This window comes from Bacillus sp. SG-1 (genome assembly GCF_000181495.1).
Taxonomy (GTDB): domain Bacteria; phylum Bacillota; class Bacilli; order Bacillales; family Bacillaceae_B; genus Rossellomorea.
Map to the genome: position 1 here is coordinate 15,221 of NZ_ABCF01000013.1, position 26,492 is coordinate 41,712.

At 43.9% G+C, this 26,492-nt stretch carries 29 protein-coding genes; 22 read left to right on the forward strand and 7 right to left on the reverse strand.

Annotated features, from left to right (window positions below; all coding sequences use genetic code 11):
* The 3 genes from BSG1_RS08850 (at window position 1) to BSG1_RS08860 (ending at window position 3,803) form a co-directional block, all read left to right on the forward strand.
* The gene (locus BSG1_RS08850; RefSeq protein WP_006836660.1) at window positions 1-795 is read left to right on the forward strand and encodes an SDR family NAD(P)-dependent oxidoreductase; all 795 of its coding nucleotides are present in this window, start codon (window positions 1-3) and stop codon (window positions 793-795) included.
* A gap of 1,261 nt (window positions 796-2,056) precedes the next feature.
* The gene (locus tag BSG1_RS08855) at window positions 2,057-3,319 is read left to right on the forward strand and encodes a Y-family DNA polymerase (RefSeq protein ID WP_006836661.1); all 1,263 of its coding nucleotides are present in this window, start codon (window positions 2,057-2,059) and stop codon (window positions 3,317-3,319) included.
* 145 nt (window positions 3,320-3,464) lie between these two features.
* Window positions 3,465-3,803, forward strand: coding sequence for a YolD-like family protein (locus BSG1_RS08860; protein ID WP_006836662.1), 339 nt, complete (start codon window positions 3,465-3,467; stop codon window positions 3,801-3,803).
* 58 nt (window positions 3,804-3,861) lie between these two features.
* Here the strand turns inward: BSG1_RS08860 and BSG1_RS08865 are convergent, their stop codons facing one another.
* Entirely contained in the window at window positions 3,862-4,080 is a 219-nt protein-coding gene (locus tag BSG1_RS08865) for a CDGSH iron-sulfur domain-containing protein (protein WP_044022653.1), read from the reverse strand.
* A gap of 209 nt (window positions 4,081-4,289) precedes the next feature.
* Here BSG1_RS08865 and BSG1_RS08870 point away from each other — a divergent pair, with 209 nt between their 5' ends.
* Window positions 4,290-4,613 (forward strand): iron-sulfur cluster biosynthesis family protein, encoded by a 324-nt coding sequence (locus tag BSG1_RS08870; protein WP_006836664.1) that lies wholly within the window; start codon window positions 4,290-4,292, stop codon window positions 4,611-4,613.
* A gap of 42 nt (window positions 4,614-4,655) precedes the next feature.
* Here BSG1_RS08870 and BSG1_RS08875 read toward each other — a convergent pair whose 3' ends face one another.
* From BSG1_RS08875 to BSG1_RS08880, 3 genes are all read right to left on the reverse strand, one after another.
* Window positions 4,656-5,579, reverse strand: coding sequence for an alpha/beta hydrolase (locus BSG1_RS08875; protein ID WP_006836665.1), 924 nt, complete (start codon window positions 5,577-5,579; stop codon window positions 4,656-4,658).
* Window positions 5,580-5,772: 193 nt separating this feature from the next.
* On the reverse strand, window positions 5,773-5,904 hold the full coding sequence (locus BSG1_RS21560; protein ID WP_006836667.1) for a hypothetical protein: 132 nt from the start codon (window positions 5,902-5,904) through the stop codon (window positions 5,773-5,775).
* A gap of 64 nt (window positions 5,905-5,968) precedes the next feature.
* On the reverse strand, window positions 5,969-6,865 hold the full coding sequence (locus BSG1_RS08880) for a hydroxymethylglutaryl-CoA lyase (protein ID WP_198008220.1): 897 nt from the start codon (window positions 6,863-6,865) through the stop codon (window positions 5,969-5,971).
* A 192-nt stretch (window positions 6,866-7,057) separates the two neighbouring features.
* Between BSG1_RS08880 and BSG1_RS08885 the strand changes: the two genes are divergently transcribed.
* From BSG1_RS08885 to BSG1_RS08905, 5 genes are all read left to right on the forward strand, one after another.
* Entirely contained in the window at window positions 7,058-8,242 is a 1,185-nt protein-coding gene (locus BSG1_RS08885; protein ID WP_006836669.1) for an acetyl-CoA C-acetyltransferase, read from the forward strand.
* 26 nt (window positions 8,243-8,268) lie between these two features.
* Complete coding sequence (locus BSG1_RS08890; RefSeq protein ID WP_006836670.1) at window positions 8,269-8,958, forward strand: CoA transferase subunit A; 690 nt, start codon at window positions 8,269-8,271, stop codon at window positions 8,956-8,958.
* Between the two features lie 28 nt (window positions 8,959-8,986).
* Window positions 8,987-9,649, forward strand: coding sequence for a CoA transferase subunit B (locus tag BSG1_RS08895; RefSeq protein WP_006836671.1), 663 nt, complete (start codon window positions 8,987-8,989; stop codon window positions 9,647-9,649).
* Between the two features lie 503 nt (window positions 9,650-10,152).
* Window positions 10,153-10,404, forward strand: coding sequence for a YqkE family protein (locus tag BSG1_RS21650; protein WP_044022654.1), 252 nt, complete (start codon window positions 10,153-10,155; stop codon window positions 10,402-10,404).
* Window positions 10,404-10,931: a GrpB family protein gene (locus BSG1_RS08905; RefSeq protein WP_006836673.1), complete on the forward strand. Its 528-nt coding sequence runs from the start codon at window positions 10,404-10,406 to the stop codon at window positions 10,929-10,931. The genes BSG1_RS21650 and BSG1_RS08905 overlap by 1 nt, the downstream gene beginning before the upstream one ends.
* 119 nt (window positions 10,932-11,050) lie before the next feature.
* Here BSG1_RS08905 and BSG1_RS08910 read toward each other — a convergent pair whose 3' ends face one another.
* Window positions 11,051-11,974, reverse strand: a complete 924-nt coding sequence (locus BSG1_RS08910; protein ID WP_006836675.1) for an aldo/keto reductase — start codon at window positions 11,972-11,974, stop codon at window positions 11,051-11,053.
* A 67-nt stretch (window positions 11,975-12,041) separates the two neighbouring features.
* On the reverse strand, window positions 12,042-12,179 hold the full coding sequence (gene mciZ, locus BSG1_RS08915; protein ID WP_006836676.1) for a Z-ring formation inhibitor MciZ: 138 nt from the start codon (window positions 12,177-12,179) through the stop codon (window positions 12,042-12,044).
* A 185-nt stretch (window positions 12,180-12,364) separates the two neighbouring features.
* Here mciZ and BSG1_RS08920 point away from each other — a divergent pair, with 185 nt between their 5' ends.
* Window positions 12,365-12,919, forward strand: a complete 555-nt coding sequence (locus tag BSG1_RS08920; RefSeq protein WP_006836677.1) for an NUDIX hydrolase — start codon at window positions 12,365-12,367, stop codon at window positions 12,917-12,919.
* On the forward strand, window positions 12,916-14,082 hold the full coding sequence (locus tag BSG1_RS08925) for an endonuclease Q family protein (RefSeq protein WP_006836678.1): 1,167 nt from the start codon (window positions 12,916-12,918) through the stop codon (window positions 14,080-14,082). The genes BSG1_RS08920 and BSG1_RS08925 overlap by 4 nt, the downstream gene beginning before the upstream one ends.
* Before the next feature lie 433 nt (window positions 14,083-14,515).
* Here BSG1_RS08925 and BSG1_RS08930 read toward each other — a convergent pair whose 3' ends face one another.
* A complete protein-coding gene (locus BSG1_RS08930) occupies window positions 14,516-15,103 on the reverse strand; it encodes a GNAT family N-acetyltransferase (protein WP_006836680.1) in 588 nt (195 codons plus the stop codon).
* 156 nt (window positions 15,104-15,259) lie between these two features.
* Between BSG1_RS08930 and spoIIM the strand changes: the two genes are divergently transcribed.
* The 11 genes from spoIIM (at window position 15,260) to sigF (ending at window position 25,643) form a co-directional block, all read left to right on the forward strand.
* Entirely contained in the window at window positions 15,260-15,916 is a 657-nt protein-coding gene (gene spoIIM, locus BSG1_RS08935; RefSeq protein ID WP_156791449.1) for a stage II sporulation protein M, read from the forward strand.
* A gap of 114 nt (window positions 15,917-16,030) precedes the next feature.
* Window positions 16,031-16,495, forward strand: coding sequence for a ferric iron uptake transcriptional regulator (fur, locus tag BSG1_RS08940; RefSeq protein WP_044022656.1), 465 nt, complete (start codon window positions 16,031-16,033; stop codon window positions 16,493-16,495).
* A gap of 532 nt (window positions 16,496-17,027) precedes the next feature.
* Window positions 17,028-17,258 (forward strand): YqzK family protein, encoded by a 231-nt coding sequence (locus BSG1_RS08950; RefSeq protein WP_442852155.1) that lies wholly within the window; start codon window positions 17,028-17,030, stop codon window positions 17,256-17,258.
* A 6-nt stretch (window positions 17,259-17,264) separates the two neighbouring features.
* Window positions 17,265-18,158, forward strand: a complete 894-nt coding sequence (gene xerD, locus BSG1_RS08955) for a site-specific tyrosine recombinase XerD (RefSeq protein WP_006836684.1) — start codon at window positions 17,265-17,267, stop codon at window positions 18,156-18,158.
* Window positions 18,159-18,404: 246 nt separating this feature from the next.
* On the forward strand, window positions 18,405-19,598 hold the full coding sequence (gene deoB, locus BSG1_RS08960; RefSeq protein WP_006836685.1) for a phosphopentomutase: 1,194 nt from the start codon (window positions 18,405-18,407) through the stop codon (window positions 19,596-19,598).
* A gap of 1 nt (window position 19,599) precedes the next feature.
* Window positions 19,600-20,415 carry a purine-nucleoside phosphorylase gene (locus BSG1_RS08965; protein ID WP_006836686.1) on the forward strand — a complete coding sequence of 272 codons (816 nt, stop codon included), beginning with the start codon at window positions 19,600-19,602 and terminating at the stop codon, window positions 20,413-20,415.
* A 59-nt stretch (window positions 20,416-20,474) separates the two neighbouring features.
* Window positions 20,475-21,785 carry a pyrimidine-nucleoside phosphorylase gene (locus tag BSG1_RS08970; RefSeq protein WP_006836687.1) on the forward strand — a complete coding sequence of 437 codons (1,311 nt, stop codon included), beginning with the start codon at window positions 20,475-20,477 and terminating at the stop codon, window positions 21,783-21,785.
* A 411-nt stretch (window positions 21,786-22,196) separates the two neighbouring features.
* Window positions 22,197-23,360: a D-alanyl-D-alanine carboxypeptidase family protein gene (locus tag BSG1_RS08975; protein ID WP_006836688.1), complete on the forward strand. Its 1,164-nt coding sequence runs from the start codon at window positions 22,197-22,199 to the stop codon at window positions 23,358-23,360.
* A gap of 715 nt (window positions 23,361-24,075) precedes the next feature.
* Window positions 24,076-24,426 carry an anti-sigma F factor antagonist gene (gene spoIIAA / locus BSG1_RS08980; protein WP_006836689.1) on the forward strand — a complete coding sequence of 117 codons (351 nt, stop codon included), beginning with the start codon at window positions 24,076-24,078 and terminating at the stop codon, window positions 24,424-24,426.
* Window positions 24,427-24,428: 2 nt separating this feature from the next.
* A complete protein-coding gene (spoIIAB, locus tag BSG1_RS08985) occupies window positions 24,429-24,869 on the forward strand; it encodes an anti-sigma F factor (RefSeq protein WP_006836690.1) in 441 nt (146 codons plus the stop codon).
* A 12-nt stretch (window positions 24,870-24,881) separates the two neighbouring features.
* The gene (sigF, locus tag BSG1_RS08990) at window positions 24,882-25,643 is read left to right on the forward strand and encodes an RNA polymerase sporulation sigma factor SigF (RefSeq protein ID WP_006836691.1); all 762 of its coding nucleotides are present in this window, start codon (window positions 24,882-24,884) and stop codon (window positions 25,641-25,643) included.
* Window positions 25,644-26,492 lie beyond the last annotated feature (849 nt).

Genomic DNA, 26,492 nt, shown 5'->3' on the forward strand with positions numbered 1-26,492 from the left:
GTGTACCAGCGTCTAAAGAATAAAAACATCGTCATTACAGGAGCTTCCGGGGGCATAGGAGAAAAAATCGCTCTTAAAGCGGCAGAACGGGGAGCAAATGTCGTGCTGCTTGCCCGCAATGAGGAACGCCTTAAAGAACTACAGAATAAAATTCAGGAAGAATATAAGGTGAAAGCCTTCATTCACAGTGTGGATGTGTCCGACTTTGAATCCCTTCCTTCCGTATTTCAGTCAATTTACAGGGAGATTGAGAATGTCGACATCCTCGTCAACAATGCCGGCTACGGGATTTTTGATGAGGCAGACCAGGCAAGCTTCGAGGACATCAAAGGAATGTTCGACGTCAATGTCTTGGGGCTTATCGCCTGTACAAAGCATGTCCTGCCGATCATGAAAAAGAGAAACTCTGGCCATATCATCAACATCGCCTCTCAGGCCGGCAAGCTCGCGACCCCGAAATCAAGTGCTTACTCTGCATCTAAGCATGCAGTGCTTGGATTCACAAACAGCCTCCGGATGGAAGCGGCCTCTTCCGACATCCTCGTCACGGCTGTCAACCCTGGACCGATTGCTACGAATTTCTTCAATGTTGCAGACCGGTCCGGCACATATGCAAAAAACGTTGAACGGTTCATGCTTGATCCAGATGCGGTCGCCGAAAAAATAGTGGACAAGATGCTGACCAATACGCGGGAAATCAACCTGCCCCGCTGGATGAATGCCGGCAGTGTCCTGTATACCCTTTTTCCAGGAGTCATCGAGCGTCTCGGGAAAAATGCATTCTTCAAGAAATAGACTGTAAACCCAGCCGGGAGTCCTCGGCTGGGTTTGTTTTGGAGGTCCCCGCCCTTCTGGAGGGAGGAACATCTGCACGTCGATAAAATTTTATTGCCGGGTCCATTATAGAGGACGTTATAATCGTGACTAGTGAGTTAACGTACCTCTACAGAGTAGAACGGAGTCGTCAAATGGTGCGATTAATGAGTAAACGTACCTCTACAGAGGAAATCGGGTCCGTAATGGTACGAATAGCTTGTAAACGTACCACTCTAGAAGGGGAATCGGGCTTCTAATGGTGCGAATAGCTTGTAAACGTACCACTCCAGAAGGGGAATCGGGCTTTTAATGGTGCGAATAGCTTGTAAACGTACCCCTACAGAAGGCAAATCGGGCTTCTGATGGTACGGTTAGCGAGTAAACGTACCACTCCAGAAGGGGAATCGGGCTTCTAATGGTGCGAATAGCTTGTAAACGTACCCCTACAGAAGGCAAATCGGGCTTCTGATGGTACGATTAGCTTGTAAACGTACCCCTACAGAAGGAGAATCAGGCTTCTAATGGTACGATTAGCAAGTAAACGTACCACTACAGAAGGAGAATCGGGCTTCTAATGGTATGATTAGCAAGTAAACGTACCCCTACAGAAGGGAAATCAGGCTACCACTACAGAAGGAGAATCAGGCTTCTAATGGTACGATTAGCAAGTAAACGCACCCCTACAAAAGGGGAATCGGGCTTCTAATGGTACGATTAGCGAGTAAACGTCCCCCTACAGAGCAGAACCGAATCGTCAAATGGTACGATTAGCGAAAAAACGTGCTCCTACAGAGTAGAACCGAGTCGTATAGTATGATTAGCCAAACACAATCCCCGCCTAGGCAGCTTCATTACAACGAAATATATTTTCATCGTAATGAAGCTACGCCCACCTTTCGCAAGTAAATTCCCCCGCGAATTACCGCATTGAATGTCGCTAATATCAGTCAGCTGCAAGGAATAATAGCCTTCTCCCGCCCAGCTGTCCTTTTTACATACTTTTAAATAGTAATAATACTGAGGCACAATATCCTGGAATCAAATTCCAAGCAGTATCGTTTTTTAACCCAATTTCACTTTTCACCACTACTGTTCATTTTTTGCTAATTCTCCTTTTTTGTCCAAAACCTCATAAATTTTCTCGACGTACCAACAAAAAATAATTGTAAACGAACGTATATTCGTATACAATTTTAGATAAAATAGAACGAATGTTCCCTTTGAGAAAGGAGTGAAAAGAATGACTGTCGACTACGGTGAGCTTCCCGACCAGAAGATTTTATGCATCGATATGAAGAGTTTTTATGCGAGCTGTTCGGCTGTCATGCTGGGACTCGATCCATTGGAATGCTACTTGGCAGTGGCGGGAAAGTTGGATCGGCCCGGGAGCGTCATTCTGGCTGCTTCCCCAAAATTGAAAAAGGAATTCGGTGTCAAAACCGGTTCCCGTCTGTTCGAAGTGCCAAAGGACCCCAAGATCCAGGTGGTTGAACCCGCTATGGCTACCTACATCCGGATTTCCACAGAAATTACCCGCTTATTTCACAGGTATGTTCCCAAGGATGCAATCCATACTTACAGTGTTGATGAAAGCTTTTTAAAAATAGATGGAACTTCAAACCTTTGGGGTGACGCCCATACGATAGCATGGAAGATCAAACAGGATATCGAAAGGGAATTCCAGCTCCCTTGTGCCATCGGAATCGGCCCCAATATGCTTATGTCGAAGCTGTGCCTCGACTTGGAAGCGAAAAAGCATGGGGTTGCAGAGTGGACCTATGAAGATGTCCCTGAAAAATTATGGCGGGTTTCCCCGTTAAGCGAAATGTGGGGAATCGGCAGACGACTTGAGAAAACCCTCAACCGGATGGGGATTTTCAATGTCGGCCAACTTGCTAAATATGATTTGGAGAAGCTGGAAAAAAAGTTCGGCATCATGGGCAACCAGCTTTACTATCATGCCTGGGGAGTCGACCTGTCGGAAATTGGAGCACCGATCATGGAAGGGCAGGTCAGCTTCGGAAAGAGCCAGGTCCTTCTTCGCGACTACAAAGAGGAAGAAGAGATCAAAAGCGTCATTCTTGAAATATGTGAAGAAGTAGCACGGAGAACACGCAATCACCGGCAGGCAGGCCGGACAATCAGTTTGGGCATCGGTTACAGCCAGGAGGAATTCGGCGGAGGATTCCATCGGTCACGATCCATAGAAGAGCCTACGAACATCACAATGGACTTGTATAAAGTCTGCCTCGAGCTTTTTAAAGAAAACTACAACGGCAAAACCGTCCGCAATATCTCCATCAGCATCAGCAATCTCTTTCCGGATGAAAGCATGCAGGTCAGCTTGTTTGAACCTGACCGCTGGAAGAAAAGGGAGCTCGGCTATGTCGTAGATCAAATCCGTCACAAATATGGATCGGGTGCACTGCTCCGGGCCATTTCCTACACTGCTGCCGGGACTGCGAAACACCGTGCGACCTTGGTGGGTGGGCATAAGGCATAGGACCCCGGCTGGCTGATGTGTAAGCGTACCAATCGAATCTGATTTTGAGGGGGATTTTAAACCACACACAAATTCAGGCTGAGCAGATATTCCCAACATGCACAACCTGAAATAAATCAAATGCAAGAGAAAGAAGGGGATAAACATGAACCGCGACCGTGGGAGAATTAAGTGGACCTCCATGATGCTTCCGGAGCACGTGAAAGTGCTGCGGGATTGGGCGAAGGAAGACAGTTATGAACAGCGGAAGGAGATCGATGAACAGCATCTCGAGGAGCTGAGTGAAATTACGGCGGAAGCCATGGAGTACGGCCGGCTGGTCACCATTACGCATTATGTAGGCCGGCGCCATGAATTACTCATCGGCCGGATTCATTACTACGATGGATTAAACAGCAAGCTTCATGTCGTTGACCGCTTTGAAAACCCTTCCTATCTGTCAATTCGGGATATTGTTGATGTTCGTTTTACGGAAGAGTACTGAATAGTAAAAAAGCCTGAAACAAGAGGAGCACGACTCCTGTTGTTTCAAGCTTTTTCACTTATTCTTTATCATCGAGGACTTTTTCTGCACGAACGCAAGATTCGAACTTCCCTTTATGAGAAGCGTCGCAGAAAGGCATTCTGGAAGACAATCCGCAGCGGCAAAGAGAAAATACGCTCTTCGTCGGAACGACGTTGCCTTCTGCGTCTACAAGTTCTACATCGCCTGTAACTTTTAATGATCCATTATCGTTTACTTTTATTTGTGCTTTTGCCATAGAAAACCATCCTTTCCAAATGTAACAAAGATTCCCCACTTTGATAGTAAGTGGAAGGGCAGAAAATTGCAACCGTTTCAATGGATTTTAAAGGATGGTGAGCGGGAGTAACTACCATTCATCTTGTGTAACAGTATCAATCCGAAAAAAATGAAATGACTCTTCCGCTATGATAAACTCAAGTCATAGCAGAACATCAGGGAGGTTTAATGTTGAACATCACGATAACGAGTGAAGCACAAGAAGTTTTGAAAACAAAAATAGGCGATAAAAAAGGCTGTTTAAAAATAAAATACGAAACAGAAGGATGCGGATGTGTAATGAGCGGCATCCCTGTTTTAGAATATGTAGATGAAACTGGATTTGATGATATCAAAATCGATACAGGTTCCATGCCGGTATTAGTGGAAAAGTCGAAACAGGTTTTTTACGATAAAGAGTTGAAAATCGATTTTTCGACATCATCTAAAATGTTTCAATTAAAAAGTCCCGGTCAAATTATTAACGGGAGGATGAATTTCATCATCCGCTAGCTAAAGAGGGATGACTCCATAAACAGAGTCATCCTTTTTGCTCTAAGAAACATGATGAACCGCAGAAACTTCCTCCAAAAATTCATCTATCGCTTTTTCATATTCTTCCTTATTTTCATTATAGGACTGGGCATGAAGTCCGTTCACTGCAAAAAATAATTTCTTTCTTCCGTTTTTTTTATCAAATAGTTCCTGCGTCATGGAAGCAAGGATGTAATCATCCGGAATGCTGTGAATAAAAAGCACCGGCTTTTCAATGTTTTCAATGACAGAGCGCGGTGAGATATCCCTCAAGTTGTAGCCTTCGCGAAGCTTAAGAAATAAATCGGCCAGCGGAAGAAGCACCTTTCCGACCGGAAGTTTAACCTCTTTCGACATCCGGTATAAAAGCTGTTCGCCGAAGTCGGAGTAAGGACAATCCGCAATATAGAAATCGGCACGGTCTTCCACAGAGCCGGCATATAGCAGCATGGTCGCGGCTCCCATCGATTCGCCGTGAATGCCAAAATAAACATCTTCTCCCTGGCGTCTGATCAGCTCATCCACAACCGCCTTCAAATCCTGTTTTTCAAAGAATCCATAGCTGGAGGTTTTGCCTCCTGATTCTCCGTGGCGCCGATGGTCATAAACTACTGCGTTAAATCCCCTTTTCAGAAAAAGATTCATATATTTTAAAGAATTGAGCTTATTCTCTGTTACCCCGTGACAAAAGATCATATATTTATTCCCAGGATTGGGGTGAACAAACACCGCCTTGATATCGTAACCAAAAGGAGAAGGGATGCTGACTTCTTCCTTTGGAAGGGCATTATACTCTTCAAGCTTCAGGCGTCCTGCTGATATTTCCCGTTGAAGTATAACGTGTTCGTCTTTCTTTTTCAGATACATAAACTGGTTGGTTAAAAAAACACCGAGTCCCGCGGCAGCTGCAAGAGCTCCGCCGACGGCCGGCAGCCACTTTTTCATATGAAATCCTCCACAAATAAGTTAACAATATTTTATCATCACTTTCGTAGTCAGGCATAAAAAAACTTATTTAATTAGCTCAAAGAGAGAGGAAGGGTCAAGTCAGCACAGCCAGATCCGTCCTCACCATCCTCTAAAAAAGAAACACCGGCCTGCAAAAAGCTGGCCGGTACAAGAAGATTCATTTCAGTATTCACTGTTCGGAATTCTGGCGTTTTGTCGGGTGAACGGCTTTTTCAAGCTCTTCCTTTGAAATCACATTCTGTACACTGTCGGCATGGGGCTTCCCTTTTTGGCTGTATCCCTTTTCGCGCTTTTGGCTCATGCTACTCTTCCTTTCCTAATAGGGTATAGGATTAGGATGCTCAAGGGATTGCAGCCTATTCAGGTTACTGGGCAGATGTTTGCAGCTTGTAATAACCGGTGTCGATGGTACGGGAAAGATGAGGTGCGACAAGGTTGACTGCCGCTGTCAGGCTGTCAAGATCGACTCCTGTTTCAATTCCCATTTGGTGCAGCATAAAGACAACATCTTCTGTGGCTGCATTGCCCGATGCTCCGGGCGCGAAGGGACAGCCGCCGAGTCCGCCGGCAGATGTGTCGAAACGGTCGACTCCCGCCTGCAGGGAAGCCAGGATATTAGCCAAGGCCATTTTGCGGGTATCATGGAAATGGGCGGTCATCAAAACCTCAGGAAGCGTCTTCTTCAGCAAGGAAAACAGCTCGAAGGACTCCTTGGGATTTGCCATGCCGATTGTATCGGCCACGCTTAACTCATCCACCCCCATGTCAACAAATTCCCTGCATAGTTGAAGGGTTTCCTGAGGAGGAATTTTACCTTCATAGGGGCAATAGAAAGAAGTAGAGATGCAGGCCCGGACAAAATAGCCTTTTTCCTTCAGTTCACCGACAATCGGTTTTAGCTCTTCAAGGCTTTCGGCTGTCGTTTTGTTGATATTTTTCTTGTTAAAACTGTTGCTGACACCGACAAAAACGGCCACGGCTTTTCCTTTGGTTTCAAGAACGCGGTCCACACCTTTACGGTTCGGCGCAAGCACAATATCACGTTCGCTGTTCAAACAGGATTCAACAATTTCACTTGCATCCTTCATTTGAGGCACCCATTTTGGAGAGACAAATGAAGTCAGCTCCATTTCTTTCAAACCGGCTTCCTTAAGTGCGCGGATGAATTGGATTTTTATATCCGTAGGAACAAAGTTTTTTTCATTTTGCAGGCCGTCCCGTGGGCCGACTTCAATCATCGTGACTTTTTTAGGTAAGTCCATTGAAATTCCTCCAGATCCAAAAATAAGTTCTATTACCATTGTAGAAAGATTCAGATTTAAAAATCAACTATAAAATTTTTGACGAAATAAGAGGATTTCAAGCGCTTACATAGAAAGCAATATAAGTAGATGAAAAATAGATAGGCGGCTTGCTGTATATCTTGCAAGCCAGGCATAAGGAGGACAAACGACATGACGAAAGAAGTAGTAATTGTAAGTGCAGTCCGTACTGCAATAGGCAGCTTCAACGGATCTTTAAAGGATATCTCAGCGCCTGAACTGGGAGCGATAGTGATCAAAAACGCACTGGAAAAGGCGGGAGTGTCGGCGAACGACGTAGATGAGGTCATCATGGGGAATGTCCTGCAGGCAGGTCTCGGACAAAATCCTGCAAGACAGGCGGCATTGAAAGCCGGCATGCCGGAGACGGTTCCGGCGCTGACAATAAATAAAGTATGCGGATCCGGTTTGAAGACTGTCCACTTAGCTGCACAGGCTATCATTGCAGGAGATGCCGACATCATTGTAGCAGGTGGAATGGAGAACATGAGCCAGGCACCGTACTTACTTAAGAATGCAAGAAACGGATATAGAATGGGAGACGGTAAAGTGGTCGACAGCATGATCTCGGATGGATTATGGTGTGCGTTCAATGATTACCATATGGGAATGACGGCGGAAAATCTTTGTGACCGCTACTCGATTTCAAGAGAAGAACAAGATGAGTTTGCGGCCTGGAGCCAGGAAAAGGCTGCAGCAGCTATGGAAAATGGAAAGTTTGACAGTGAAATTGTTCCTGTCGAAATTCCTCAGAGAAAAGGAGATCCAATTGTCTTCAAAACAGATGAATTTCCGCGTAAGTCTTCCACAGCGGAAAAATTGGGCGGCTTGAGAGCGGCATTTAGAAAAGAGGGAAGTGTAACAGCTGGGAATGCTTCCGGAATCAATGACGGAGCTGCTGCGGTCGTGGTAATGTCAAAAGAGAAGGCTGAAGAGCTGGGCATCACACCGTTGGTCACGATCAGAGGCAATGCCAATGCTGCGGTAGATCCTGCAGTGATGGGAATCGGGCCTGTATCTGCTGTGAAGAATGTATTGGAGAAAACAAGCCTTTCACTGGCAGACATGGATCTTGTGGAAGCGAATGAGGCTTTTGCTGCCCAATCGCTTGCAGTGGACCGTGAGTTAACATTCAATAAAGAAAAGCTGAATGTTAACGGCGGCGCCATCGCACTTGGTCATCCAATCGGTGCGAGCGGTACACGCATCCTTGTGACCCTGATTCATGAGATGGGCCGCAGAGATGCAAAGCTTGGATTGGCAACACTATGCATCGGCGGCGGACAGGGAGTCGCTACAGTAGTAGAGAGGGCATAAACTTTTTTTGCAGAGGAGGAAAAGGGATGAAACAAGTAAATACTTCTTTTGAAGAAGCGATTGCAGATATTCAAGATGGAGCGACGTTGATGGTCGGCGGATTCGGATTGTGCGGAATCCCGGAAAACCTTATTCTTGCACTTGTTGATAAAGGGGTAAAAGACTTAACCGTCATTTCGAATAACTGCGGAGTGGATGACTGGGGTCTTGGACTGCTTTTGCGAAATAAGCAGATTAAGAAGATGGTAGGCTCCTATGTTGGTGAAAATAAAGAGTTTGAACGGCAGGTTCTTTCAGGAGAAATTGAAGTTGAATTAGTGCCTCAAGGGACACTTGCCGAAAAAATCCGTGCAGGCGGTGCGGGAATCCCGGCTTTTTACACACCTGCAGGAGTAGGCACACCGATTGCAGAAGGTAAAGAAACCCGTATGTTCAATGGCAAAGAGTATTTGCTTGAAGAAGCCTATACGGCTGATTTCAGTCTTGTCCGTGCATGGAAAGGCGATAAGATGGGGAACTTGATTTACAACAAAACGGCCAGAAACTTTAACCCAATGATTGCTGCTGCGGGAAAAGTGACAATTGCTGAAATAGAAGAGCTGGTTGAAACTGGTGAATTGAATCCCAATGAGATCCATACACCGAGCATTTATGTTCAGCGTATTATTCAGGCCCAACAGGAAAAACGGATCGAAAGAAGAACGGTCAGCAAATAACTGGGATTCCCGGAAAGGAGAGAAGAGAATGGATCGCGCAAAAATGAGAGAAAAAATCGCCAGAAGAGCTGAAAAAGAAATACAGGATGGGTTTTACGTCAATCTTGGCATTGGTATGCCGACACTGGTTGCCAATTATATTTCTGACAACAAGCAAGTTGTCCTTCAATCAGAGAATGGACTGCTTGGAATCGGCCCTTATCCTTCTGAAGAAGAGGTGGACGCCGATTTGATCAATGCCGGTAAAGAAACCGTAACGGCTATCCCTGGATCAGCGTATTTTGACAGTGCGGAATCTTTTTCCATGATTCGCGGAGGCCATATAAATGTGGCCATCTTGGGCGGAATGGAAGTTTCCGAGAAAGGTAATCTTGCCAACTGGATGATTCCGGGGAAGATGATCAAGGGAATGGGCGGAGCCATGGACCTCGTGCATGGAGCAAGGAAAATAATCGTCATCATGGAACATGTGAACAAAAACGGCGAGGGTAAAATCCTTAAAGAATGCAGCCTGCCGCTGACAGGGGAAGGGGTTGTGGACAGGATCATCACAGACCGGGCCGTCATTGATGTTACGGAGAACGGCTTGGTATTGAGAGAAGTATCCAAGGGCTATACAGTAGAAGATGTGACGTCCACTACAGAACCCGAGCTGATCATTGATGACAATTTAATAATGGATGCATTTTAAGAGTTATTCAAGAGAGAAGCGATATGCTTCTCTTTTTTAATTTTTTTGATAAAATCATCTTTAACGGCAGGGGTTTTTTAGTGATCTCTATTTTCATAATAAAGAATTACCGTGCAAGATAGTGTGAAGGTTCCGCAGACCTCTTCGAATCAGTAAAAAAGCAAATCGGCACCGTTAGAAAGAGTTGACTTCCTGGTACATGGTCTCTAATTTCGACAGCGAAGACTGAGAATAGTCTGCTAATATTCAAGGGTTTTCATAAAGTTGGTGGCTGTTGGAAAGTTTAGATCGTCCTTTTTATATATCGAGTTGATTGGAGCGGAAGGTGTGTGAGCTTCTGCGGGATGAGCGGGACGTCTAGTTCCAGCACCAAGGAGAACGTAACCCAGCCCCTCGGGATCGCACACCGGGAGCGGAAATCAGCATACTACCTATCAATAGCAGCAATGTTTAAGAAAAGAGAGATATTCACTAAACGAAACCAGACAAAGGAGGAAAATAATATGAAGAAAAAACAAAAGCAGCAAAAGCGTCCATCTTCTAAAAACAATGAAGAACTGACACTGAAAGATACACTGCAGTCTGATATGTTTCAAGCCCTAAAGGATAAAAAGAAAGAGCTTGAAAAGGCAGAAAGCATACGAAAAGAAGAGGAAGAGAAACGTAAACGGGAAGAAATGAGGCAGCGCGAGAAAAATAAATCGTTTGAGGAACTGCTTGGCGAAAGCAGCATGAACTGGAAGGACTTCAAGTAGTGGACAGGAGAGTGGAGGTAGTACCCCATAATCCACAATGGAAAGAGCAGTTCTTCTATGAAAAAGAAAGACTGGATAAAGTATTTGATGGACTTGCCGCAATTCATCATATTGGTTCAACTTCTGTTGAAGGACTTGCAGCAAAGCCAATCATCGACTTCCTGATTGAGGTACCCCATATCCGAATTGCGGATGACAAGACTGCCGAGTTAGAGGACTTGGGTTACATAGGCAAAGGAGAAAATGGAATACCCGGACGCCGGTACTTCTTCTATGAAACTGGAGAGGGAGAAAGGCTGTACCATATTCATGTTTTTCCAAGCGGCAGCAAAGAAATTGAACGGCACCTGGTCTTTAGGGACTACTTGAGGGCTTTTAAGAACGAAGCAGAGAAATATGGCAAGTTGAAAACGGAATTGGCTGCCCTGTATCCAATCGATATGGATGCGTACATAGACGGGAAAAATGATTTTGTTCAGGAGATGGAACAGAAAGCCATGGAATGGGGAAGAAACACGACTAATTAAGAGTAGTCGTGTTTTTTTATTGTAAAATAAAATGAACTTTGCTTGTTTCCAGAATTCAAGTCCAGAGGGTCAAGAAATGACAAAACCATCCCTGCATGGAGGAATGGCCGGGTATTTGATCAGATGCGGTGCTGTTCATAAACACTATTCTTTGTTACTTCCTTCAGGAACTGTACTTCTTCGCTTGTTAAAGGTTCTGCCTTGACTGCACGTGCATTTTCCCGAACTTGCTCCGCAGAGCTTGCGCCCGGAACAACAGCGGATACTTCCTTGTGGCTCAGGATATACTGCAGTGCTGTTTGAGTCATGGACCTCTGGGAGCCCAGCTTTTCATGGATACTTCCAAGGACATCTTCAAGCTCGGAATAAGAGTAATCAAGATACCCATTCTCCTTGATTTTACCAGAAGCTTTTTCAAGCATTTGCTCACTGAGCAAGCCTTTTGCCACGGGTCCTCTTGTCACGACGCTGATGTTTTTTTCCTTCAGCCGTGGAAACACTTCTTCAGGGCGCCTGTCCAATAAGCTGTACTGCATCATGACCGATACAATATTGGAAGACTCGGAGAATCGCTTTATGACGTTCGGGCGGATGGAAGAGATTCCGTAATAGCGGATTATTCCTTCCTGTTTTAGTTCTTCAAATGCTTCAATGGTCTCTTCTGCATGGTCTTCCATAGTACCGCCGTGCAGCTGGTACAAGTCGATGTAGTCAGTTCCCAGCCTTTTTAAGCTGCGTTTCGCCGCTTCCTTGATATAGTGCTTCGAAGGGTCCCAGTGCCATCCATCCTCCACATCATCCCAGCGGTTGCCCGCCTTTGTGGCAATGATCACCTTATCTCTTACTGAGTGAAGTGCTTTTCCGACAATCTGTTCGTTTTCCCCAAAATCGTACAGGTCAGCCGTATCGAAGTAGTTAATGCCTTCTTCCAAAGCTGCTTCAATGATAGGCTGAGCCTTCTTCAAATCTTTACCGAGAGACATGCACCCCAGTCCCATTCTGCTTACATGTAAGTCCGAATTGCCTAAACGCCGTTTTTCCATGATTTACTCCGTCCTTTCCTCACGATGGTTAAGGCTATTGTATCGAATCAGGACAGAAGAAACCAATTTACTGTTTGGCATCGTTCGCGGCTTTAACCCAGTCCTCAACATAAGTGAATTTATTGCTGTATTCTTTCAGTTTGGCCTTGATTTCCCAGGCTTTCCCCTGAAGAATGAATCCTTTTGGGTGAACTATCACTTTCATCTAAAAAACCTCCACAAGAGAATTTAATATCTGAAACAGAGAAGGATAAAATGGTCAAAGTCCGAATGTGATTAATCTATATTCAAAAAAGGTAATAGTATGAGTGAAAGCAGGGATAATGGGAATGGAAAGAAATTTTGATATAATACTTTTATCAATGAGGCTCTAAGAAGAGGAGTGTAAATATGAAGAAATTTGAAGAAAAAACATTGAAAACAGAAAAAATCTACCAGGGGAAAATTATTGACTTGCAAGTAGATGAAGTAAGTCTCCCTGATGGCAAAACGTCTAAACGCGAATTGATTAAACATCCCGGAGCGGTGGCGGTCATTGCCTTGACGCCGGAAGGGAAAATCGTGATGGTCGAACAATACCGTAAAGCATTGGAACAATCGATAGTGGAAATTCCTGCAGGAAAATTGGAAAAGGGTGAGGAGCCAATGAAAACGGCGGAAAGAGAGTTGGAAGAAGAGACAGGTTACGCCTGTAAGAAAATGAAGCCTCTCATTTCCTTCTATACATCTCCCGGGTTTGCAGATGAATTGGTTCATCTGTTCATTGCAGAGGATATCTATCAATTGGAAAATGCAAGTGAGGCGGATGAAGACGAGTTTGTAGAACTACTGGAGGTAAGCCTTGAGGAAGCTCAAACAATGATTGAAGAGAAGCGGATTTATGATGCAAAAACAGCTTATGCTGTACAATACCTTCAATTGAAAGAAGCATTGAAAGGACAATGAGACAATACTTCGCAGACTTGCATGTTCATATAGGAAGGACTGCAAGCGGACGGGCGGTAAAAATCACCGGTTCACGGACATTGACCCTCAGTAATATTCTGCGATACTCAAGTTATCCAAAAGGTCTTCATATGACTGGAATCATTGATTGTCATTCACCGGAAGTCATACAGGAAATCGAGCTGCTGATTGAAAAAGGAGAGCTGACGGAGTTGGACGACGGTGGCTTTCAGCATGAAAGCGGACTGGTTCTTATTCCCGGAAGTGAACTGGAAATAAACGATGAGACCTGTAAGGGGCCAATTCATGTACTTGCTTATTTTCCGGATCTAAAGGCGCTGAAATCTTTCTCTGTTTGGCTGGGAGACAGGGTGACAAACGTTCACCTTAGTTCACAAAGGATTTATGCAGAAGGAAAAGAATTGCAGGAAAAGGTGAAAGCATTAGGGGGACTTTTTATTCCCGCCCATATTTTTACGCCCTTTAAGAGTCTTTATGGAAAGGGCGTAAGCACATCCTTAAGCGAAGTGTTTTATCCTGAAATGATAGATGCAGTTGAGCTTGGGCTGAGCAGTAATACGGCAATGGCTAATAATATTGCTGAGCTGCACGGCTACCCGTTCTTGACTAATTCGGATGCCCATTCCCTCGCGAAAATGGCGAGGGAGTACAATTCGATTACAATGGCCTCTCCTTCATTCAACGAACTGGCGAAGGCATTGAAGAATCAGGAGGGACGAAAGATTGCAGCCAATTATGGTCTGGACCCTCTCTTGGGAAAATACTATGAAACAACCTGCAACAGCTGCGAAATGATTATACCTGATAAAGCTGGAGAGTGTCCCGAGTGCGGTCACACCAGGAAAATCAGGGGAGTAAAGCATCGTATTGCCGAATTATCCGGAGACGCACCACCGCCAGTGAGACCGCCTTATATTCCGCAAATCCCGCTGGAGTACATTCCGGGTCTGGGGCCGAAGACATTAGAAAAATTACTGAATCACTTCGGTACCGAAATGGACATATTGCATTTTGTCCCACGGGAAAAAATTGCAGAAGTAACGACAATTCAACTTGCGGAAAGCATCCATAAAGCCAGGATAGGAGAACTGGTCATTAACGCGGGCGGCGGGGGAAGATATGGAAGAGTTTCTAAAACGTAAGTGATTTGGTGCATAACGAGGACAATGGCTGTATGAGCCATTGTCCTTTTTGGAGGAAAGCCTTGTATAAAGCATTACGGTGCGGTTGGGGTTGTTATAGTAAGCCGTACGTTAAACATTTTTCCAGTATGGCACCACCGTGATTTTAGCTTCTTTTTCTCAGTATCTCGCTGTACTGATCACTTTTTCAGTGTAAATGTGCTTTGGCAGAAGGACATTCTTTTTTAAACGCTGTTTTCGTATATATTGTTGCCCTCGGAAAAATCCAAAGAGCCGGATTTTTCCCCTTGGAGACAAGGGCTTTTTTCTCTGAACAAGGTGAATTAGCTCTTTTCTTCTTGTTTATCAGCTATTTTTAGTTAATTAAGTAAGTATTTTTTATAGTTCGTATTAAATAGCAACAAAGTTTACGAAAAGAGCCTTTTTAAAAGCTTTAATGATGATGGTAGTTCCATTCGGCTGCTAGGACCGAGTAAACACACGTATTTCTGAATTCTTTTCCATCTGCACTCAAGGCGTTGCGGCGCAGCACTCCATCGAGGGTGAAGCCAAGCCGTTCAGGGATCCGGCGCGAAGCCAGGTTCAACTCATCACAACGAATCTCCACCCTGTTAAAGGCGAACTGTTCAAAAGCAAAGCGGGTCAACTCCTTAACAGCTTCGGTAATATATCCTCTGCCGCCAAAGGAAGAGACGCCCCAATAACCGATTTCCACACTGCCTGTCTTCCAGTCAATACGATGATATCCGGTTGATCCGGCCAGTTCACCACTATCTTTCTTGTAAATATGCAGTCTGAAATCTTTTCTCAGAATAAATTGGGCGTATGACTCGCGTAAGCCTGTCTCTATTTCTTCAATCGTCTGTTCTTTTTGGGCAAAAGGCATCCATTCTGCCAGGGATTTAATAGAAGAATTGATAGCTTCATGAACGATTTTCCCGTCCCCTGGCTTACAGGGTTTAATGTAAAGTCGGTTTGTTTCAATGACGTCCGGAAAGTCAAATAATATAGGGGTTTCCATCGTATCTCCTCCAGAGTTTTCAGAAGATTATATCGAATATAACTGCGCACCGCAACTCCTGAGTATAAAAAAATAACCGGTATTTACCCCTTCTTCGCAACATAATTGATAGATTCCCAACATAGTATCTAGTAATAAGCAATGAGGAGGAAAACAATGCGAAAGGGAATCTCAGCAAAAAATCCAATAATTGATCATGTACAATCACATTCCTCTATCTATTTATTTATACTGACTTTATTCTTAATGGGGGTTATTTTCGGGGCAGTGGTCGTAAACAGTCTGTCGTTTACCCAAAAAGAAGACCTGTACTTTTACCTGGGGCAGTTTTTTGGAGAAATTGCTGACGGACAATTTACTTCTGCAGAAGACTTGTTTCGCCAGAGTTTTCTTCATAATGTGAAATATTTAGGCTTGATGTGGATTCTTGGAATATCCATCATAGGCCTTCCGCTTATTTTTATTCTATTGTTTATGAAGGGGGTCGTGATCGGCTTTACGGTCGGATTCTTAGTGAATCAAATGGGGTGGAGCGGATTTCTGCTTTCATTTGCTACTGTCCTGCCGCAAAATATTGTCATCATCCCGGCCTTCATTTATATAGGAGTGATAAGTGTCAGCTTCTCTCTGACGCTCATACGCAAAATCTTCATGAAGCTTTCTCCGCATCTGCAAGTGCAGATGGTGCCGTTACTCTCGAGATATGTCATTGCCTTTGTTCTGGCGATAGCCGTTATAACAGTAGCAGCCGGTATTGAAGCATATATCTCTCCAAGCTTGATGAAGACAATGGTTAACCTTTCTAACAAATGATAATTACTATTATATGATAACGATTATAATCCCTACTTTATAATGATTTTATTTTGCATATCCGTCCCTTTTTGTTATAATAATGGAGACATTGACGGGGGAGGGAGCCGGATTATGGAAAGCAGAATAGACCGTATAAAGAAACAGCTTTCTTCTGCCAGCTATAAGCTGACACCACAGCGAGAAGCGACAGTAAGAGTTTTATTGGAAAATGAAGAAGATCATCTTAGTGCAGAAGATGTATACCTCCTCGTTAAAGAAAAATCTCCCGAAATTGGATTGGCCACTGTCTATCGGACATTAGAGCTTTTGACAGAGTTGAAAATTGTAGACAAAATAAATTTCGGCGATGGTGTATCGAGGTATGATCTCCGTCAAGAAGGAGCCGCTCATTTTCACCATCACCTGGTGTGTATAGAATGCGGAGCTGTAGATGAAATTCAAGAAGATTTACTTGAAGATGTCGAAGCGATTGTAGAAAGAGATTGGAAGTTTAAAATAAAAGACCACCGTCTGACGTTTCATGGCATTTGCTATAGATGCCAGGAAAAAACAGAAGACGGAAATGAAAATGAATAAAACCGCAGAACTGGCCGTCGTGATGTCAGTTCTTTTTTTTGAGTTTTTTTAGAAAGTTTTTTGTAGACATTGAAAAATTCCCGCCAAAAGTGTCATGAGGGAGTTCAAGGACACGAACCGAGTGAATCTCCGTTATCATGAGGGGGTTTCTCAAGGACATAAACCGAGGCAAATCTCGTCAAAAGTGTCATGAGGGAGCTTCTCAAGGACATGAACCGGGGCAAATTCCCCCACAAGTGTCATGAGGGGGTTCCTCAAGGACATGAACCCAGCAAATTCGCGTCAAAAGTGTCATGAGGTCTTTTTCGAGGCCATGCAGAAATAGCCCTAATGTTGAATCATCAAGAGCACTTAACATATGAGAGAAGCCAGCCCCTTGAATCTCACCGCCCGTCACACGAAGTCGTCCACCTGCAACTGAAGCAATGCTTACGGTACCGCATATGAATATAGGATTTTTACTGAGTTGTGGTATAAATCACGCCTTTTTCGTCATAGCTTGTTAGAAAGAACGTTTATGGAGGACAGGCGTATGTTTCAAACAGGCATGAAGACAATTTGGCACACAATTAAGGTATTTATATTGTTTACAGGCTCTACGATTCTTTTTTACTATGGTATTATGTGTATAAGTGAAGAATATGAAAACTATCACAGATACGATGAGCCGGAAGGTGCGGCTGTAAAGGTATTCCAGACTGTATCAGAGGAGGACCGCAGCTGGACTGACCGGCTATTACTTTTTTATATGAATGGGGAGTAATGAAGCTTGGAGAGCCGACTACAAGATTATATCCATTTTTTGATTGTTGAAAAGGGTCTGGCAAAGAATTCGGTAGATTCCTATCAGCGTGACTTGAAAAATTATATGAAATTCATTCAAAACGTGGATTCAGCAGAAAGCTGGAATGATGTTCAGAGAGTCAATATTACCGGATTTCTTGGCCATTTGAAAAATGAAGGAAAGTCTGCCAAAACAGTTGCCAGGCATGTAGCTTCCATTCGGTCTTTTCACCAGTTCCTTCTGCGTGAGAAGGTAACGGATCAAGATCCTTCTATACATATTGAGTCACCCAAAATGGAACGTTCACTCCCGAAGGTACTCAGTATAGATGAAGTGGAAGCTCTCCTGGAAGCTCCGCAGGAAAGCTCTGCCCTTGGAATCAGGGATAAAGCGATGCTTGAGGTGCTTTATGCAACGGGAATCCGTGTATCTGAATTGATCAGGCTTAAGATGGATGATGTCCACCTGAAAATGGGCTTTGTCCGCTGTATAGGAAAAGGCAATAAGGAACGGATCATCCCTATTGGAAAGGCCGCCATTACTGTGCTGGAAAAGTACCTTTTGGAAGGACGGCCGAAATTGGTCAGTAAAAAGCATAAAGACGATTCACTCTTTTTGAATCACCATGGAAAAGGATTATCAAGGCAGGGCTTCTGGAAAATTTTAAAGGGACTGGCTGCCGAAGCGAAGATTACTAAAGAACTGACACCTCATACCCTCAGGCATTCATTTGCTACACATCTGCTAGAGAATGGGGCTGACCTGCGTGCTGTGCAGGAAATGCTCGGACATGTGGATATTTCTACAACTCAAATTTATACACATGTGACAAAGACGAGAATGAAAGACGTTTATTCAAAATTTCACCCGCGGGCTTAACTTTGCCGGCGGTTTTTCTTTTTCGGCAGCGAATAATGGAGCAGATGCAATATGGATGAAAACGCTTGTATTTTAAAAGTATCACCTTTAAAATAAGGTTGTCTGACTTCTGACGAATCTTCTTTTGGTTACAACCCGGTAATCGGGGTAATATAAACGTATTAATGACCAAATATAATAAGTGGAGGAATGGACTCCATAAAACAGTTAAAAGAGGGAACAAATTATTAAAGGAGGAAGAGACAAATGAGCAATTATACATACAAAAGAATTCACCTGGTTGTCATGGACTCTGTTGGAATCGGCGAAGCGCCTGATGCTAAAGATTTCAATGATGAAGGGGCAGATACATTAGGGCATATTGCTGAGCATATGAATGGGTTGAATATGCCAAATATGGCGAAGCTCGGTTTATCAAATATCCGAGAAATAAAAGGGATCGAAAAACAGGAAACTCCTTTGGCTTACTACACAAAGATGGAAGAAGCTTCTGTAGGGAAAGACACGATGACAGGCCACTGGGAGATCATGGGGCTGAATATCAGCCAGCCATTCAAAGTATATCCGGATGGGTTCCCTGAAGAATTATTGAAAGAACTTCAAGAAAAAACGGGTAGGGGAATCATAGGCAATAAGCCGGCAAGCGGAACAGCCATTCTAGAGGAACTTGGCAAGGAGCATATGGAAACAGGTGCATTGATCGTTTATACATCAGCTGACCCTGTGCTTCAGATTGCGGCTCATGAAGACATTGTTCCAATTGAGGAATTATATAAAATTTGTGAAATCGCCCGCGAACTGACAAAAGACGAAAAATATCTTGTTGGCCGGGTTATCGCAAGACCATTTGTTGGTGAACCGGGGAATTTCAAACGTACTTCAAACAGGCATGATTATGCATTGAAGCCGTTTGAACGAACAGTCATGAACGAACTGAAAGATTCAGGATACGATGTCATTGCCCTGGGGAAAATCTCTGATATTTACAATGGGGAAGGTGTGACGGAATCTGTTCGAACCAAGCATAATATGGACGGAATGGATCAAATGGTCAAGTCTTTCGAGCAGGATTTCACCGGACTGAGCTTCTTGAATCTCGTGGATTTCGATGCATTGTTCGGTCATCGCCGCGATCCTGAAGGTTATGGTAAAGCCCTTGAGGAATTTGATGCCCGTCTTCCGGAAGTATTTGAAAGGATGACTGAAGATGATTTATTGATCATTACAGCAGACCACGGTAATGATCCAGTACATCCTGGAACAGACCATACAAGAGAGTACGTACCTTTGCTGGTTTACTCTAAACGAATGAATGGCGGAAAAGAAATCCCTGTTCGCAAAACATTTGCAGACGTTGGAGCAACTGTTGCAGATAATTTTAATGTGAAGATGCCGAAATACGGCGAAAGTTTCTTGAAAGAAATTACTAAGGAGTCTTGAGATGAAATTTGAACAAATTGAAAATGCAGCTAACTTTTTAAAAAATAAATATACAGGGAAACCGGCAATCGGCCTCATTCTTGGGTCCGGCTTAGGCGTTCTCGCCGACGAAATTGAAAACCCGGTAGTTGTACCGTACAAAGAAATACCAGACTTTCCGGTCTCAACAGTAGCCGGGCATGCAGGACAATTAGTATTCGGAAGGCTGTCAGGAAAAGAAGTCGTAGCCATGCAAGGCAGGTTTCATTTTTATGAAGGCTACGGGTTTGATAAAGTGACCTTCCCTGTACGTGTGATGAAGGAATTGGGCGTGGAAACTCTTATTGTTACAAACGCAGCAGGTGGGGTGAATGAATCCTTTGAGCCTGGTGACTTAATGATCATTTCCGACCATATCAACAATATGGGAGGGAACCCGCTGATTGGACCGAATGATGACCGTCTTGGCGTTCGATTCCCGGACATGTCAGAAGCCTATAGTAAATCACTTCGTGAGCTGGCAAGATCGACAGCTGAAAAGATCTCTCTCAAAGTAAGAGAAGGTGTGTATGTCGGCAACACTGGCCCGGTGTATGAAACACCTGCCGAGGTGCGTATGATCAGGACGCTTGGCGGAGATGCAGTGGGAATGTCGACTGTTCCGGAAGTGATTGTGGCAAGGCACTCAGGAATGAATGTGCTCGGAATTTCTTGTATTTCAAACATGGCAGCAGGAATTCTCGATCAGCCCCTTACTCACGATGAAGTAATTGAGACAACTGAGAAGGTCAGGGCAGACTTCCTCAACTATGTAAAAACCATCGTTAAATCGATGTAACAAACTGAGATTACAGGAAATAAATCTGTAAGATGACTATGTTTTTGAGGTGATTGGAAATGAGAATGGTTGATGTGATCGAAAAGAAACGGGATGGCCAGGAGCTTACCTCGGAAGAAATCAATTATTTTGTTGAAGGATATACAGATGGAAGCATACCGGATTATCAAGCAAGTGCTTTGACTATGGCAATTTTCTTTCAGGGAATGACTGAAAGGGAACGAGCAGACCTTACAATGGCAATGGTCAAATCCGGCGACCAAATCGATTTATCGGCGATTGAAGGGGTTAAAGTCGATAAGCATTCCACAGGCGGTGTCGGCGATACGACCACTTTGGTCCTTGGACCGCTAGTAGCAGCTGTTGGCGTTCCTGTAGCTAAGATGAGCGGAAGAGGTCTTGGCCATACCGGCGGAACGATTGATAAATTGGAAGCAGTACCTGGGTTTCATGTGGAAATAGATAACGATGAATTTATTCGTCTTGTGAATGAAAACAAAATTGCCGTCATCGGACAAAGTGGAAACCTGACACCGGCAGACAAGAAATTGTATTCACTTCGGGACGTAACGGCAACGGTTAACAGCATTCCGTTAATTGCGTCTTCCATTATGAGCAAAAAAATTGCAGCTGGTGCAGATGCAATCGTTCTTGATGTTAAAACAGGAGCAGGCGCCTTCATGAAAGATCTGGAAGATTCACAGAAACTGGCACAGGCGATGGTCAACATCGGCAACAATGTCGGCCGCAGAACTATGGCTGTCATTTCTGACATGAGCCAGCCTCTTGGATTTGCAATCGGAAATGCCCTTGAAGTCAAAGAAGCGATTGACACTTTAAGAGGTGAAGGTCCTGAAGACTTGACACAATTGTGTTTAACTCTTGGAAGTCATATGGTTTATCTTGCAGGAAAAGCGGAGTCCCTGGAGGAAGCACGTGAAAAACTGGTTGCTGTTATGAAGGATGGATCCGCTTTGAACAACTTTAAGCTTTTCTTGAAATCTCAAGGGGGCGACGAGTCGGTAGTGGATGATCCTGAAAGACTCCCGAAAGCAGCTCATATTTTCGAACTGGAAGCTAAACAGGACGGCTATGTATCGGAAATCATTGCCGATGCCGTTGGAACTGCTGCCATGTGGCTAGGTGCAGGAAGGGCCACTAAAGAATCTGACATCGACCTCGCTGTAGGGCTGGAACTACGAAAGAAAATTGGTGACAAAGTTCAAAAAGGTGAATCTCTTGTAACCATCCACAGCAATACTGGTACTATAGATGACGTTAAGGACAAACTTTACGAAAGCATCAAAGTGACAGAAAGCAAAGTGGAAGCTCCAATTCTCATCCATGGAGAAATCAAAGAAACTGAATAATTACGGACATTAACGGTGCAAGGTACAAATGCATATAAATGTTCCTTAAATCACCTAAAGGCAGATGGTCAACATGACCATCTGCCTTTTTTGACGTTCAAATAGCGGCTGCAACGACTAAGTTTTTTGTATTTAGAAAGTGTAAATCGTCCTTTTGTTTAAATGAGTTGAATGGAGCGGAAGGTGCGTGACCTCCTGCGGAACTAGCGGGACAGCCGAGGAGGCTCAACGCCCGCCCCGCGGAGTCTTGCACCTGGAGCGGAAATCTGCATACTACTTATCATTAGCATAATGTTTAAGAAAAGAGCGATTTTACAAAATGATTGGTAAACCTTGTATAAAAAAGATAAGGATGGAAAAAATGGGGCTATGTATGTTATGAAATTTTTCACATTGAATGGAGGACCAGTAATGAGACGAATTATATCGGCCATCCTTATGTTAGTATTGATCACTTCTGCCTTTGCGCCGTTTGCTTCGGCAGAGGAGAAAAAGACAGAATTGGCTGCGGGGGCTAAATCTGCTATTTTGATTGAAAGAGATACGGGAACGGTGCTATATGATAAAAATAGTCATGAGAAACTTCCGCCGGCATCCATGACAAAAATCATGACCATGATCTTGATTATGGAAGCCCTCGATAAGGGCCAAATTAAATGGGAAGATGAAGTAAGAACAAGTGAATACGCTGCATCCATGGGCGGTTCACAAATTTTCCTTGAGCCTGGAGAAGTGATGACGGTTAAAGAGATGCTGCTTGGCATTTCAATCGGTTCTGCAAATGATGCGTCAGTTGCGATGGCAGAACACATTGCAGGCAGTGAAGAGGGCTTCGTAGAAAAAATGAATAACAAAGTGAAAGACCTTGGGCTTAAAGATACAAATTTTAAAAATCCAACAGGCCTTCCAGCAAGCGAACATTATAGTTCCGCACACGATATGGCAATGATGGCCAAGGAATTATTAAAATATCAGGAAATCACCAAGTATACGGGAACTTATGAGTCCTACTTGCGTGAAGATACAGATAAAAAATTCTGGCTGGTGAATACGAATAAGCTGGTCCGTTTTTATCCGGGCGTGGACGGACTGAAAACCGGATTTACAAACGAGGCGAAATACTGTCTGACAGCTACTGCGAAGAAAGACAATATGAGGGTCATTGCCGTTGTATTCGGAGAGCCGACACCGAAGGACCGCAATGCAGAAATAAGCAAGATGTTCGATTATGCATTCAGTCAGTATCAAACACAGCCTTTGTTTGAAAAAGGGGCAAGTGTCGGAAAAGCTGAAATATCAAAAGGGAAAGCAAAAGAAGTTGAAGCGATGACGAATGAGCCGATTTCCCTTTTAGCGAAAAAAGGTGAAAAGCTTGACGGTATCGAGAAAAAAGTGAAACTCCAGAAGTTGAAAGCTCCTGTTAAAAAAGGTGATACAATCGGGAAACTTGTCGTTGAAAAGGATGGGAAAACACTTTCCGAAACACCGCTGATAGCGAAAGAAGATGTTCCACAGGCAAGCTTTTGGCAGTTGTATAAGCGTGCATTCGGCATGTTTACGAAGAGCGGAAATTAAGATATCTGCCTCCTAAATAAAAGGCTTTGTTAATTGATAGTGATGTTATTTAGAAAAAAGATAAATTATATAACTTCAAAGGTACTATCTTGTTCGAGTGAAGCGGAAGGTGTGCGACCTCCTGCGGGACTAGCGGGACGTCTAGCTCCAGCGCCAAGCCCCTCGGGGTCAAATAACCCTAAGAGAATAAAAGGAAGATCGCCTTTTTTTCTCTTAGGAACATTTGCCTGTCGGGGCTAATCATGGCGCTTCCACTTTTGATGACAGGTGCGACCAAGGTTACGTACCCACCGGAACGTAACCCCACAGGGGCAGCCGAGGGAGGCCAATCTAGCTCCAGCGGCCGAGGGTCCGTACCCACTGAAACGGACTTAGTGACTAGCAGGTTTCGGTCTCTCTCTCCTTACGATAAGTCATTATCGAATCGCTAACGCTCTTCGTGATTCCTTTATCTCATACAAGAGCCCTGAAATCTGTACGTCACTGAACGGCCGCTTCCGCTTTTTAGTTCACCGCCCGCCCCGCTGAGTCGTGCGCCTGTAGCGGAAATCTAACCATTATTATGCTTAAGAAATCAACATTACACTTTTAACACAGCCAAATAAGAAAAACAGCATAAAATGTCTAAATTCTTCTAGTTTTGTCTTCTAGAAGGATATTGGCTATACAGAGTAGAATTGACTCACTATACGACAGAGAAGGAGGCCTGTGAATAGTGAGTCTTACTATTGGTCTAGAAGTAAAAAGTGATGTTCTTTGCATTCGTCTTAGCGGAGAACTGGATCATCACACAGCAGAACAGTTGAGGCAGCAAGCCTCTCAGTTGATTGAAGAGTATGGAATCAAGCACATCGTACTGAACTTGGAAGCCCTTGGATTTATGGACAGCTCGGGACTTGGTGTGATTTTAGGGAGATATAAACAAATTAAGCAAAAGCATGGAGAGATGGTTGTTTGTGCAATTTCCCCGGCAGTCAAACGATTATTTGAAATGTCAGGTCTTTTCAAAATCATTCGTTTAGAGCCGTCTGAAGAAAACGCATTACAAAGTTTGGGGGTTGCATAAACATGAAAAATGAAATGAACATTCAATTCAGTGCTGTGAGCCAAAATGAATCGTTTGCACGTGTTACTGTGGCTTCATTTATCGCGCAGCTTGATCCAACGATGGACGAATTAACGGAAATCAAAACCGTGGTTTCAGAGGCAGTGACGAATGCCATTATCCATGGCTATGATAACAATCCCAATTGTTTTGTCTATATCTCGGTCAAGATGGAAGATGGGTTTATCGACTTGGAGATCAGAGATGATGGGGTCGGCATCCAGGATGTAGAGGAAGCGCGGCAGCCGTTATTTACAACCAAACCTGAACTGGAACGTTCGGGAATGGGCTTTACGATAATGGAAAACTTTATGGATGAAATTGAAGTGAATTCGCAACCGGGAGCAGGCACAACCGTTCGTTTAAAAAAGCATTTAGCTAACAGTAAAGCGCTATGCAATTAAGGAGCCATGCTTATGGATGTGGAAGTTAAGAAGGACAAAGAGCAGAGCTTTTTAAAAGATACAGAAGTTAAAGAGCTCATAAAACGAAGCCAGGAAGGTGACCAGTCAGCCAGGGATACCATCGTTCAAAAAAATATGAGGCTGGTATGGTCGGTCGTTCAGCGGTTTTTGAACCGAGGGTATGAACCTGACGACCTGTTTCAGATCGGATGTATCGGACTGCTGAAATCAGTTGACAAATTTGACTTGTCGTACGACGTTAAGTTTTCAACTTATGCGGTGCCCATGATCATCGGCGAAATCCAAAGATTTATCAGGGACGACGGGACTGTGAAAGTAAGCAGATCTTTAAAGGAAATGGGCAATCGGATCCGAAGGGCAAAAGACGAATTGTCAAAAACCTTTGGAAGAGTCCCGACCGTTAATGAAATTGCAGCCCATCTTGAACTGTCACCAGAGGAAGTCGTGATGGCACAGGAAGCGAGCAGGTCACCGTCCTCGATTCACGAAACCGTATATGAAAATGACGGTGATCCAATTACACTTCTTGACCAGATTTCCGACACTTCAGACCAGAAATGGTTTGACAAAATCGCTTTGAAGGAAGCCATCAGGGAACTGGACGAAAGAGAGCGGCTGATTGTCTACCTCCGCTACTACAAGGACCAGACCCAGTCGGAAGTCGCCGACAGGCTTGGAATATCCCAAGTTCAGGTCTCGAGGCTCGAAAAAAAGATCCTTCATAACATGAAAGAAAAACTGAATCTGACTTAGAAAAAGCAAACCGCGCTGGCGGTTTGCTTTTTGATTGTGTAAGAAATATGGATGGGCCTCTAAGGTGCTAGGCCAGAATTCGTTGGTGTGTTTTTTAGAGGTAGGAATCCAGGGTCATTAGATCATCAAATCGAAGAAGTGTAGGAATGATGTAGGAGTGCAGGGGTAATTAGAGCATCAAATCGGAGAAGTGAAGGAATGATGTAGGAATCCAGGGTAATTAGAGCATCAAATCGGAGAAGTGAAGGAATGATGTAGAAATCCAGGGTAATTAGATCATCAAATCGGAGAAGTGAAGGAATGATGTAGGAATGCAGGGGTAATTAGAGCATCAAATCGGGGAAGTGAAGGAATGATGTAGGAATCCAGGCGTAATTAGAGCATCAAATCGGGGAAGTGAAGGAATGATGTAGGAATCCAGGCGTAATTAGAGCATCAAATCGGGGAAGTGAAGGAATGATGTAGGAATGCAGGGGTAATTAGAGCATCACATCGAAGAAGTGTAGGAATGATGTAGTAGTGCAGGGGTAATTAGAGCATCAAATCGGAGAAGTGAAGGAATGATGTAGGAATCCAGGGTAATTAGAGCATCAAATCGGAGAAGTCTAGGAATGATGTATGAAACAAGGTTAGGACACCAAAGTTGAACTGACTAGGAAATGATTTGTTGCACCTCGCCCCTTTTTTTGATATTGAACATACAGACTCTGCCAAAACTGCCTTCCAGTGTTTCTCAAACTCTCCCCCATATAAGTGATCCTTTATTGGTTGTTAAAATCTCTCCTCTAACAATTTTATATCTCCCCCAATTAAGGCCATTTGCGCTGAAACCCAGCTAATCCACATCTT

Excerpts from the sequence above, each read along its gene's own strand:
- BSG1_RS08855 (WP_006836661.1), top strand. The coding sequence starts at position 2,057 with ATGACTGTCGACTACGGTGAGCTTCCCGACCAGAAGATTTTATGCATC.
- BSG1_RS08860 (WP_006836662.1), top strand. The coding sequence starts at position 3,465 with ATGAACCGCGACCGTGGGAGAATTAAGTGGACCTCCATGATGCTTCCG.
- BSG1_RS08865 (WP_044022653.1), bottom strand. The coding sequence starts at position 4,080 with ATGGCAAAAGCACAAATAAAAGTAAACGATAATGGATCATTAAAAGTT.
- BSG1_RS08870 (WP_006836664.1), top strand. The coding sequence starts at position 4,290 with ATGTTGAACATCACGATAACGAGTGAAGCACAAGAAGTTTTGAAAACA.
- BSG1_RS08875 (WP_006836665.1), bottom strand. The coding sequence starts at position 5,579 with ATGAAAAAGTGGCTGCCGGCCGTCGGCGGAGCTCTTGCAGCTGCCGCG.
- BSG1_RS21560 (WP_006836667.1), bottom strand. The coding sequence starts at position 5,904 with ATGAGCCAAAAGCGCGAAAAGGGATACAGCCAAAAAGGGAAGCCCCAT.
- BSG1_RS08880 (WP_198008220.1), bottom strand. The coding sequence starts at position 6,865 with ATGGACTTACCTAAAAAAGTCACGATGATTGAAGTCGGCCCACGGGAC.
- BSG1_RS08885 (WP_006836669.1), top strand. The coding sequence starts at position 7,058 with ATGACGAAAGAAGTAGTAATTGTAAGTGCAGTCCGTACTGCAATAGGC.
- BSG1_RS08890 (WP_006836670.1), top strand. The coding sequence starts at position 8,269 with ATGAAACAAGTAAATACTTCTTTTGAAGAAGCGATTGCAGATATTCAA.
- BSG1_RS08895 (WP_006836671.1), top strand. The coding sequence starts at position 8,987 with ATGGATCGCGCAAAAATGAGAGAAAAAATCGCCAGAAGAGCTGAAAAA.
- BSG1_RS21650 (WP_044022654.1), top strand. The coding sequence starts at position 10,153 with ATGAAGAAAAAACAAAAGCAGCAAAAGCGTCCATCTTCTAAAAACAAT.
- BSG1_RS08910 (WP_006836675.1), bottom strand. The coding sequence starts at position 11,974 with ATGGAAAAACGGCGTTTAGGCAATTCGGACTTACATGTAAGCAGAATG.
- mciZ (WP_006836676.1), bottom strand. The coding sequence starts at position 12,179 with ATGAAAGTGATAGTTCACCCAAAAGGATTCATTCTTCAGGGGAAAGCC.
- BSG1_RS08920 (WP_006836677.1), top strand. The coding sequence starts at position 12,365 with ATGAAGAAATTTGAAGAAAAAACATTGAAAACAGAAAAAATCTACCAG.
- BSG1_RS08925 (WP_006836678.1), top strand. The coding sequence starts at position 12,916 with ATGAGACAATACTTCGCAGACTTGCATGTTCATATAGGAAGGACTGCA.
- BSG1_RS08930 (WP_006836680.1), bottom strand. The coding sequence starts at position 15,103 with ATGGAAACCCCTATATTATTTGACTTTCCGGACGTCATTGAAACAAAC.
- spoIIM (WP_156791449.1), top strand. The coding sequence starts at position 15,260 with ATGCGAAAGGGAATCTCAGCAAAAAATCCAATAATTGATCATGTACAA.
- fur (WP_044022656.1), top strand. The coding sequence starts at position 16,031 with ATGGAAAGCAGAATAGACCGTATAAAGAAACAGCTTTCTTCTGCCAGC.
- BSG1_RS08950 (WP_442852155.1), top strand. The coding sequence starts at position 17,028 with ATGTTTCAAACAGGCATGAAGACAATTTGGCACACAATTAAGGTATTT.
- deoB (WP_006836685.1), top strand. The coding sequence starts at position 18,405 with ATGAGCAATTATACATACAAAAGAATTCACCTGGTTGTCATGGACTCT.
- BSG1_RS08965 (WP_006836686.1), top strand. The coding sequence starts at position 19,600 with ATGAAATTTGAACAAATTGAAAATGCAGCTAACTTTTTAAAAAATAAA.
- BSG1_RS08970 (WP_006836687.1), top strand. The coding sequence starts at position 20,475 with ATGAGAATGGTTGATGTGATCGAAAAGAAACGGGATGGCCAGGAGCTT.
- BSG1_RS08975 (WP_006836688.1), top strand. The coding sequence starts at position 22,197 with ATGAGACGAATTATATCGGCCATCCTTATGTTAGTATTGATCACTTCT.
- spoIIAB (WP_006836690.1), top strand. The coding sequence starts at position 24,429 with ATGAAAAATGAAATGAACATTCAATTCAGTGCTGTGAGCCAAAATGAA.
- sigF (WP_006836691.1), top strand. The coding sequence starts at position 24,882 with ATGGATGTGGAAGTTAAGAAGGACAAAGAGCAGAGCTTTTTAAAAGAT.